Origin of the sequence: Streptomyces fuscigenes, assembly GCF_021556455.1 — a bacterium.
In the GTDB taxonomy this organism is placed as follows: domain Bacteria; phylum Actinomycetota; class Actinomycetes; order Streptomycetales; family Streptomycetaceae; genus Streptomyces; species Streptomyces fuscigenes.
The window spans coordinates 22,261-31,214 of the sequence record NZ_JAKGCV010000020.1 but is presented as its reverse complement, the minus strand read 5'-3'; the positions used below and the strand labels follow the sequence as shown (position 1 = coordinate 31,214).

General features: G+C 71.7%; 10 protein-coding genes and 1 tRNA gene. 4 read left to right on the top strand and 7 right to left on the bottom strand.

The window, feature by feature from the left end; translation table 11 throughout:
* Positions 1–20: 20 nt before the first annotated feature.
* The 3 genes from L1885_RS04445 to L1885_RS29100 form a co-directional block, all read right to left on the bottom strand.
* Positions 21–236: an FmdB family zinc ribbon protein gene (locus tag L1885_RS04445; RefSeq protein ID WP_235795639.1), complete on the bottom strand. Its 216-nt coding sequence runs from the start codon at positions 234–236 to the stop codon at positions 21–23.
* A 119-nt stretch (positions 237–355) separates the two neighbouring features.
* Positions 356–1,696, bottom strand: a complete 1,341-nt coding sequence (locus L1885_RS04440; RefSeq protein ID WP_235795642.1) for a hypothetical protein — start codon at positions 1,694–1,696, stop codon at positions 356–358.
* Positions 1,697–1,950: 254 nt separating this feature from the next.
* Positions 1,951–2,730 carry a DUF4097 family beta strand repeat-containing protein gene (locus tag L1885_RS29100; RefSeq protein WP_235795638.1) on the bottom strand — a complete coding sequence of 260 codons (780 nt, stop codon included), beginning with the start codon at positions 2,728–2,730 and terminating at the stop codon, positions 1,951–1,953.
* 485 nt (positions 2,731–3,215) lie between these two features.
* Here L1885_RS29100 and L1885_RS04430 point away from each other — a divergent pair.
* Both L1885_RS04430 and L1885_RS04425 read left to right on the top strand, forming a co-directional pair.
* Positions 3,216–3,287 (top strand) — tRNA-Val (locus L1885_RS04430).
* Positions 3,288–3,420: 133 nt separating this feature from the next.
* Positions 3,421–3,603, top strand: coding sequence for a hypothetical protein (locus L1885_RS04425; RefSeq protein WP_235795637.1), 183 nt, complete (start codon positions 3,421–3,423; stop codon positions 3,601–3,603).
* A gap of 411 nt (positions 3,604–4,014) precedes the next feature.
* Here the strand turns inward: L1885_RS04425 and tgmC are convergent, their stop codons facing one another.
* From tgmC to L1885_RS04405, 4 genes are all read right to left on the bottom strand, one after another.
* Positions 4,015–5,148, bottom strand: coding sequence for an ATP-grasp peptide maturase system methyltransferase (gene tgmC, locus L1885_RS04420; RefSeq protein WP_235795636.1), 1,134 nt, complete (start codon positions 5,146–5,148; stop codon positions 4,015–4,017).
* Positions 5,145–6,092 (bottom strand): ATP-grasp ribosomal peptide maturase, encoded by a 948-nt coding sequence (gene tgmB, locus L1885_RS04415; protein ID WP_235795635.1) that lies wholly within the window; start codon positions 6,090–6,092, stop codon positions 5,145–5,147. The genes tgmC and tgmB overlap by 4 nt, the downstream gene beginning before the upstream one ends.
* On the bottom strand, positions 6,089–6,379 hold the full coding sequence (gene tgmA / locus L1885_RS04410; protein WP_235795634.1) for a putative ATP-grasp-modified RiPP: 291 nt from the start codon (positions 6,377–6,379) through the stop codon (positions 6,089–6,091). Before tgmA ends, tgmB begins: the two co-directional genes overlap by 4 nt.
* A gap of 126 nt (positions 6,380–6,505) precedes the next feature.
* Positions 6,506–6,706: a hypothetical protein gene (locus L1885_RS04405; RefSeq protein WP_235795633.1), complete on the bottom strand. Its 201-nt coding sequence runs from the start codon at positions 6,704–6,706 to the stop codon at positions 6,506–6,508.
* Positions 6,707–7,176: 470 nt separating this feature from the next.
* Here L1885_RS04405 and L1885_RS04400 point away from each other — a divergent pair, with 470 nt between their 5' ends.
* Both L1885_RS04400 and L1885_RS04395 read left to right on the top strand, forming a co-directional pair.
* A complete protein-coding gene (locus tag L1885_RS04400) occupies positions 7,177–8,391 on the top strand; it encodes a helix-turn-helix domain-containing protein (protein ID WP_235795632.1) in 1,215 nt (404 codons plus the stop codon).
* Positions 8,388–8,915 carry a flavoprotein gene (locus L1885_RS04395; RefSeq protein WP_235795631.1) on the top strand — a complete coding sequence of 176 codons (528 nt, stop codon included), beginning with the start codon at positions 8,388–8,390 and terminating at the stop codon, positions 8,913–8,915. Before L1885_RS04400 ends, L1885_RS04395 begins: the two co-directional genes overlap by 4 nt.
* Positions 8,916–8,954 lie beyond the last annotated feature (39 nt).

Here is an 8,954-nt window from a genome sequence, read left to right as displayed (position 1 = left end):
GTCCGGGCCGTGGGCCGGGGTCAGCCGCAGCCGCAGGCCCCGCCGCAGCAGCCGCCCCCGCCGCCGGCCGGCGCGTCGCCGCCCTGGGCGGTCCCTCCCACGGAGACGGTCGACAGGAGCTTGACGGTGTCGCCGTGCCCGGCGGGGCACGGCGCGGGGGCCGCGGACTGGGCCATCGGCCGCCGGAGTTCGAACGTGGCGCCACAGGCGCGGCAGCGGTACTCGTATCGAGGCATGGACCGAGCGTATCCGGTGGACCACCCGGCGGCCCGGGCCCGGCGCCGTTTCGCGGACGCCGAGCACCTGGGGTGCGGGCGGTAAGGCGACCGGCGCGTGCACCGGGCCCGGCGGCCGGTCAGTGGCGGCCCGTCCCCGCCCGCTCCTCGCGGATCTCCGTGACCACGCGCCCGGCCGTCTCGCGCACGGCCTCCATCTCGGTCAGGAACTGCCAGTAGTCCGGGTGCCGCCCCTGGAGGCCGGCCAGCGCGCGGTCGATGCGGCCCACCGCGTCGTCCAGCGGACGGGCGTGCCGCGGGTCGGGCGTCGAACGGCCCGCCATCGCCAGGCGCTGCGCGTCCCGGATCGCGAAGCGCGAGCGGTCGACCTCGCGCTGCGGGTCCTTCTGCACCTCGTTGAGCCGCTGGAGGCGGTCGCCCGCGGCGGACACCGCCTCGTCCGTGTCGTTGAGCAGCGCCCGTACGGTGCTGAGCAGCGACGTCGCGTCCGGCCAGCGCTGCTCCTCGCGCGCCCGGGTCGCCTCGGCCAGCTTGGTCTCCGCCTGGCGGACGTTCTCCCCGGCCTGGGCGGGCACGGACTGGAGGTCCTGCCAGCACGCGACGGAGAAGCGGCGGCGCAGCTCGCTGAGGACCGGCTCGACCGAGCCCGCCCGGTTCGTCAGGGCCTGCGCGCGGGTCCGCAGCGACACCAGGCGCCGGTCGATCTCCCGCGCGCGCTCCGGCAGGCGCTCGGCGTCCCGCCGCACGCCCTCGGCCTCGCGCAGGACGCGGTCGGCACGCTGCAGCGTCTCCGACACGCCGTGCCGGCCGGCGCCCTCGTTGAGCCGCGTCAGCTCGGGCGACAGGGCGGCGAGGCGCGCCGCGAGATCGTCGGCGCGCAGCCCGGAGCCACGCACGGTGTCCAGCGCGTTGCTCGCGGCGAGCAGCGCCTGCTTCGCCCGCTCCACGGCGGGCGCGAGGCGGGCGAGCTGCGTCTCGGCGCTCTCCAGCAGCGGACCGAGGCTCGCGGCGAACCGTTCCAGCTCGCCCTTGACCCGGTCAAGCTCGTCCTTCGCCTTCGTCAGCTCGTTGTGCGCGCGGGTCGCCGTCGCGAGATCGAGGTCGTGCCGGTCCAGGTCGTGGGCGTCCACCGCCGTGATGTAGCCGCTGCTGACCTCGTCGATGCGGCGGCCGATCGACGCGAAGTCGTCGAGCGCCTTGCGCGAGCGCGGCGAGCTGTCGACCGCGCTGATCGTCTCGATGGAGATCCGCAGGTCGCGCTGCGCGGTGTCCAGCTCGTAGAACGACTCGGCCGCAGCGTCCTTCGCCGCCTGGGCCGCCGCGCGCTGCTGCTCGCTGCCGCCCCGGCCGCCGCCGAACCACCGCCGCCCGCCGCTCGCGCCGCCGCTCGCCAGAGCGGCCGGCAGGGCCGCTACCAGCAGGGGAACGGGCAGCAGCACCAGCGCGCACAGCTCACGCAGGCCCCCGGACCATGCCGTGCGCGCGGGCCCGGCGGCGCGCGCCCGTGCCGTACGCGCGGGGGGCCGGCCGGAGCGTGAGGGGCCGCCGGCCCGGCTGTCGGCAGCAGCGGCGCGCTGACGCGCGGCGTCCGCGCTCGCTCCAGAGTCTGCGGAGTCCCCAGAGTGCGGATGCGCGTATGTCACATGCCTCTCCCGTGCCGGTTTCGACCTGCCGGTTCATTGTCCCACCCGGCAAGGACGAACACACGGGTCGGTCAGTTCAGGGCCCGCACCGAAATTCCGCCGTTGGAAGCGCGGGCCTTCACCGAGTGCGGGCTGGCGTCGTCGCGCGGGACGCCGATGTCCGTGTGGCCGTTGTTGCTGCCGGCGTCGACCGCGTACGCGGTGTGGCCCTTCGGCAGGCCGATCTGGATGCGCCCGTTGTCGCTGACGGCGTGGACGTCGTCCGGCACGGAGGAGAAGCCGAGGCGGATCGAGCCGTTGCTGCTGGACGCCGACACCTTGCTTCCGGTCAGCCCGACGCCGGTCACGGAGCCGTTGTGGGAGCTCAGGCTGACGGGACCGGAGCTGTCCCACACCTCGGCGCTCCCGTTGGACGTGTCCAGGGTGACCGCCGTACGGAAGCCCTTCGCGGTGACGGACCCGTTGCCGCTCGTGACCGTCACGGCCACGTCGCGCGGCACGGTCACCGTGTGGCGCGCGTTGCAGTCCGAGGTCAGGCCCGCGCACTTGACCTTCAGCGTGAGCGTGTCCCCCTCCAGCCGCCACGACGGGCTCGGTCCGGTACCGACGAACACCCAGCCCTGCACCTGCCGCTGCACGTGGATTCCCGTCACGTCACCGGGCACGATCCGCACGGAGGAGTCGTCGGCCTTGATCGTCAGCTTCTTGCCCGTGAACGCGAAGGTGTGCTTCTGCACGGGCGCGTCCGACGGGTCGGAGCCGCACGCGGTGGCCGTGGCCGCGAGCACCGCGACCCCGCAGACGGCGAGGACGGCATGGGTGTGCTTGCGTGGGCGGGCGGCGGTGGTCACGGTGATCTTCCCCCAGGGTCGGGATGCGGCGGGTGAGGCGTCGGGAGGTGCGGGCGGTGCGGGGTGCGGTCTCTGCCGGCCGGCGGCCGTCAGGCACGGGAGAGGCCGGTACGGACGGCCGTCGGACGGTCGCCGAGCGGTGACACCACGGTAGAAGCAGCCGCCCGGCGGGCCGATCCGGCCGCCCACCGTCTACGGGGTGGGGCTAACCCCCGTCCGGGGCTGATGGCACCGGGCGGGGGCCGCCGGGGCACGGGCGCACTCGGGGCGCGGCTCCGGGGCTGTCCCGGCCTTGGCTCCGGGCTCGCCCGGGCCGAGGCTACGGGGCTGTCCCGGCCTTGGCTCCGGGGCTGCCCCGGAGCGGCCTGCTGCCCGCCTCCGCCCTGCCTCCCGCGCTTCCCGGGGCCGCCCGTTTCCCGCTCCCGGGCCGGTCATGGCGTTTGCCGCGCGGGCCGGTGCGCCATGTACGCTGTTGCCTCATCCACGGGTGCGTAGCTCAGGGGTAGAGCGCTGCTCTTACAAAGCAGATGTCGGCGGTTCGAAACCGTCCGCGCCCACCGCAGGTCAGATCCCCCGCAGGATGTCGCATCAGGGCCGAGAGAAGACCCTGATGCCACATCGATGCCACATCCCCACAGCATGAAGTGACATGGCGCGGGATCCGGCTGCCGTTGTCTGATCTGTCCTACGATGACGCAAGAAAGAGGACTCCACCCCGTCGACACCGGGGTCGGCGTGCGGGCCCGGACCGTGTCCCAGGAACTCGCCGACGCGAAGACGGTGCTGGGGATGCGCAGCACGGCCCAACTGACGGCCTGGTGGGGGGCCATGGTCATCCGATCAGGGGATGGACCCTCCGGACAGCCGCCGTAGAGTGCCGCCATCGGGAGGGGCAGGCGTGACTCCCCTCATGCGCCTGAGACGAGCCTCCCGCGTGCCTGTGTCGTGTCGGCGGGGAGGCCGGACGCACAGGAGCAACGCCCCCCTGCCGGATAGCTCGGCGGGGGCGTCGTGCTGTCCAACGTAGTTCGCCCTGCCCACTACTTGGGGGCGGGGCGCCTTGACCGAGTCGTGGCGCCTCACGGCGCGACATGGCGGAGACGAGTACGCCAGTCGGCCGCGTGTGCCCCGTGCGCGCCCATTCGGCGCACGGGCGGAGATGGACCGAGCGGCCTACGTGCGGATCGAGCAGAGGCAGGCGAGTCCCCTACTCGACACGCCATCCGGATCTCTGACGCGCTCGGTGTCCCACCGGCTGTGCTCGTCCGGGAGACCTGATCGGGGCTACGCCGCCCGTGGCCAGGTGGCTGAGAGCCCGCCCGGGCCGACGGCAATCTCGAATCGCGTCAGATCGGGGGCACCATCGCTGACGTACCTCCCGACGCTGTCTTCGACGGCGTCCCACAGGGCATCGGGGCCACCCTGCCGCACAGTCCAGGTGCGCCCCATCTGGCGGAGGGCAGCCCACGATCCGGCGGCCGCGTCCAGGAGCACGGTCTCCGTGACCCCGTCCCGCTCCAGGGCGAGGCGCTGGGCCCGGGGCGCCGCCAGCTGGGCGACGAAGCGCGTATCCCAGTCGTCGAGGACGTCCGGACTGATCTTGGCGACGCGCTCAGTTGTGCCGTCGATGTCGGGCAGGACGCCGACCGGTGGGGGGAGCTGCGGCCGGGCGAGCATGAACGACACGTGACCACCGAGGAAGTGGCCCCGGGCGGTGCCGTCCTCGCCGACGGTCAGGCGAGCGAGTTCGGAGGACTGTAGCCAGCCGCCCAACGTCGCCAGGATGATGCCGCGCGGCCGGACCTGGTCGAGCCACGTGGCCGGCAGGTCAACGACTCCGCACGTCGCAACGAGCCGGTCGTACGGGCCGTCCGGCGGGTAGCCGAGCAGGCCGTCGCCGACGACCAGATGCGGTTCGAAGCCCGCGGCCCACAGGCCCGCGGCCGCGCGGGCGGACATGTCCGGATCGACCTCGACGGACGTCACCAACTCGTCGCCCAGGCGGTGGCTGAGCAGGCCGGCCGAGTAGCCCGTGCCCGTGCCGATCTCCAGCACGCGGTGCCCGTCCGCGACTTCCAGGTCCTCGAGCATCCGCAGGACCAGGCCCGGCAGCGTGCTGGATGAGGTGGGCTCGCGCCGGATCTCGCCGCTGATGTCGTCGGGCACGACGGTGCCCGCGATCTGCGTCACCAGGGACTCGTCCCGGTAGCAGCTCGCGAGCCACTCGCTGTCGTCGGCGAGCACGGGCCGCCAGGCGGCCGGGCCCGGCCGGCGGACCTGCTCGAAGAAGCCGCCGCGCAGGAACTCGTGCCGCGGCACGGCCCGGGCAGCATCGCGCCAGGGCTCCGTGCGGATGTGGCCTCCGGCCGTGAGCTGCTCGGCCAGGGCCGAGCGAAGCGCGGCGTCGTCGGTCGTCATTGGGTCTTCCTCTCCAGGAGGTCCGCCATGGTGGCGATCATGGGCAGGCCGGTCTCGGGCTCCAACCACGCCCACTGCCCGCTGGGGTTGCACTCCAGGAACCACCATCGGCCCTCGGCGTCGATCGCGAAGTCGAAGGCGCCGAAGACGAGGCCGTAGCGGGCCAGGTAGTGAAGCATCGAGGCGTCGAGTCCGGACGGCAGGTTCGGGACGGAGTACTTCAGCTTGTCGTAGTCGGTGCGCCAGTCGAGGAGGTCGCTGTCGATGCGGACCGGGAAGATCTCGTCGCCGATGACCGTCACCCGGGCGTCGGCGACCTTGTCGACGCGCTGCTGGAACAGGTGCACGGTGCCGGCCACAGCGTCGGTGATCTCGTCTGCGGCGACTTCCGCGACCTTCACAGCCTCGGCCTCGCCGTCGACGAGGTACAGGGGCGCCCACAGGGGCTTGTAGATCGTCGGCCCGTGCTCGGTGATGAACGACCGCACGGCGGCCGGGTCGGACGTGATGAGCGTCGGCGGAACCAGGAACTCGGACTCGGCTGCTCTGAGGAGTCCGGACGGCTTGAACTCGGCGTCGCTGATCTGGTGGGGGTGGTTGACGTACAGGCAGTCCGGGAGGGATGCGAGGACGCCGCCGAGGCCGTAGCGGGCCTGGGTGATGGCGAAGCGGGCGTCCTGCTCGTCGAGGTGGGGAAATGTGAATCCGCTGGGCCGCCGGTAGTAGAGGGACCGTACGTTCCTCAGGGCGGCTTTCCGGGTGGGTGTCGACAGGGTGCCGTCGAGGCCGTCGGAGGTGATGGTGGCCGCGACCGACAAGGCGTGGGGGAAGTCCCCGGAGTCGAACCGCACGACCGGGACGCCCCGGTCGTGCAGCTCGCTGATCACCACGTCGGCCGTGGGGTCGTCGAGGTTCGTGACGACCAGCACGGGCCCGTTGGTCACTGGTCGGTGTCGTTCCCGGAATCGGAGTCGCCCTTGCCCTGCCCGTCAGGGGACGTTCCGGTGGTGGGCTTGGTGCCGCTGCTGGTGCCGTGCTTGGGCGCCGGCATCTCCGCGCCGACCAGGTCGTAGTACGTCGCGGTCTGGGTGAGCGGGTTCAGCTCGGTTCGAGAGTAGCCCTGGGCCTGCGTCGGGTAGGGGGCCATGCGAGTCAGGCCCCAGGGGCGGGGCGTAATGCTGCCGCTCGGCAGCGGGGTGCCGGTCGGCAGTCGGTCGGAATGCACAAACATCCTGCTGTCTCCTCTGTTGACGTGTCGTCGTGAAGTGGAGCCGCCCGGCCCGGGTGCGGGTCGGGAGTCTGGAGCTCCGGCCGGCGGTGGCGGCGAGCCGGGGGACTCTCCGCCGGCCGGAGCGGTTCAGGGGGCGCGGGCGAGCGCGTAGCGCCGCACCGGGTACTCGTGGGCACGCTCGTGCATAGCGATCAGGCGTGCCACGCAGGCGCGGCAGGCGAAGAGGGGAGTCTCCGCTCCGTCCTCGCCGATCAGGTCGCCGAAGTGCGTCACGGTGACGCCGTCGCGGTCACACCGGAAGCAGCTGCCGCCCGTCAGGTACTGCACGGCGGCGGCTCCCCTTGCTGCGGCGCGGCGAGGGCTGCGAAGTACGGGTGCGGGGGCTGTTCGGGGTCGTGGGGGGGCGTGCCACACCAGCCGGATGCCGTGTGTTTCGCAGTACGCGCCGTCTTGGGTCTCGACGGGGAAGTCGTGTCCGCCCTTGGGGCACCAGGTCATGACGCACCGCCGAGGCATTCGGGGTGGGCGCGCGGGAAGATCGCCACGCCGCCAGTGTCCGGCCGTGCTCCGAGGTCGATCGCCGTTGCGGTCGACACGGGGAGGGCGCAGAAGGCGCATGCGCCGCCTCGTCGCTGCTCCTCTGTGAGCGAGTCGGAATCCAGTTCGACGGTCCGTCTGCGCGCTGATGTCTGCATCATGACCCTCGTCTGATTGCGTTCCGTGTCTGTGCCTGCACGTTAGGACGCGGTACAACGGGGAGTGGCACGCAAAGTGCGTGCCTTGTTCGGGAGCTCCGCATGGAAACTGCTCATATCGGCCGCCGCATCGCCTACTGGCGCGACCGCCGGGGATTCACGCAGTCAGATTTCGGTCGGCTGATGGGCCAGACCAAGCGGTGGGTCCAGGACATCGAAGGCGGGCAGCGGCAGCAAGACCCGCGCCTATCCGTGCTCCTGCGTGCAGCCGAGGTCCTGCGCGTACCCCTGGAGCAACTCTTGACCGACGGCCAGCCCACACCGCCCCCCGCCTCCGAGCCTCCTCCCGAGGCGCTTGCAGTCATCGACGTTCTGTACGAGACCGCCGTCCCGACCGACCCCCCGGTGCGCCTCGATACGTTGCGCCGCCAGCTTGAGTACTGCTGCGACGCATTTCAGGCGTGCCATTACGGCGCTCTCGGCCGGGATCTGCCCCAGCTGATGCTTCAGGCGCAGCGGGCCTCCGACGACGCAGGCCCCGATGCGGGTGAGGCGCACGCGCTGCTGTCGAGGGTGCTGCAGCTGAGCGCGTCCTTTCTCCACAAGTACGGCGCCGTCACGGCGGTCCAGGCTGCCGTGGTCGCGGATCGGTCGCTCGCCGCAGCCGAACGTTCTGGAGACGCTGTTGCGATCGGCGCAGCGTCGCGGCGAGTCGCGAAGTCCCTGACCTACCAGGACCGCCCTCACCAGGCGGTCGCCTTCGCGATCGACGCAGCTCAGCGCCTGCACGACGCCCTGGTGGCGCGCGGACCACTGGGGTTGTCCACACTCGGCATGCTGTATTTGAACGCAGCGATCGCCGCGTCGGCAGAGGAGCGCTCTACGGCGGCTGTGCGGCGGGCAACCGGGCACGTCGACCGGGCCGACGAGGTAGCCGATCGGCAGGGTGCCGATCTGAACGAGGACTTCACGATGTTCGGCCCGACGAATGTGAGGCTTCACAGGATCGACGTGCTGACCAGGTTCGAGGACGGCTGGTCGGCCTTGGAAGCGGCAGAGACGCTGACCCCCGGGGCGGTCGCGGACATGACGCGAGAGCGCAGAGCGCAGCACCTCATCACCATGGCGCGCGCTCAGCTGCTCGCCCGGAAGAAGGAGAAAGCCGCTGAGTCCCTCATCGAGGCGGCCAAGTTGGCGCCCGAAGAGGTCAAGGGCCGCCAATCCAGCGTGGACCTTGTAAAGGACGTAGTGGGCGCCACGCCGATCCCGAGCGCGGCCTTGCGCAGCCTGGCGACGGCCTGTGGACTCACGGCATGAGCACTTTGTACCTGATCGCCTGCGCGGCCGGTCCAACTCAGTTCGTCGATGAAGGCATCCGTCGGGCGCAAGATCGCGACTGGGACGTATGCCTGATCCTCACGCCCTCCGCGGCACGGTGGTGGGAACCTCGCATCGATGTGCTGGAGGAACTGACAGGGCACCCTGTGCGGTCGCAGTACAAGCTCCCTTGGGAGACGGACGCCCTACCGAAGGCGGCCGCAATGCTCGTCGCGCCACTGTCGGCAACGTCCCTGAACAAGTGGGGCGCCGGGATTGCTGACACGCTCGCGCTCGGGCTGGTGTCAGAGGGGGTGAACATGGGGGTTCCCACCTTCGCGATCCCGTACTTCAACCGGGCTCAGGCAGCGCAACCAGCTGTGCTACGGAGCATCCGTGACCTACGGGCGCAGGGAGTGGTGTATCTCGACGGCTCGGCAGGGTATGAGCCGCACCAGCCGAAACATGGCGCCCCCGAGCAGTTCCCATGGGACATGGCCTTGGACGCGGTGCGCTTGAGTTGAGGCTGCCTGGGCACGATGAAGCGCCCCCTGCGGCGGCCG

What these genes read in the sequence shown, in the direction of transcription:
- L1885_RS04445 (WP_235795639.1), bottom strand. Translation starts at nt 236, where the DNA reads ATGCCTCGATACGAGTACCGCTGCCGCGCCTGTGGCGCCACGTTCGAA.
- L1885_RS04425 (WP_235795637.1), top strand. Translation starts at nt 3,421, where the DNA reads ATGACGCAAGAAAGAGGACTCCACCCCGTCGACACCGGGGTCGGCGTG.
- tgmC (WP_235795636.1), bottom strand. Translation starts at nt 5,148, where the DNA reads ATGACGACCGACGACGCCGCGCTTCGCTCGGCCCTGGCCGAGCAGCTC.
- tgmA (WP_235795634.1), bottom strand. Translation starts at nt 6,379, where the DNA reads ATGTTTGTGCATTCCGACCGACTGCCGACCGGCACCCCGCTGCCGAGC.
- L1885_RS04400 (WP_235795632.1), top strand. Translation starts at nt 7,177, where the DNA reads ATGGAAACTGCTCATATCGGCCGCCGCATCGCCTACTGGCGCGACCGC.
- L1885_RS04395 (WP_235795631.1), top strand. Translation starts at nt 8,388, where the DNA reads ATGAGCACTTTGTACCTGATCGCCTGCGCGGCCGGTCCAACTCAGTTC.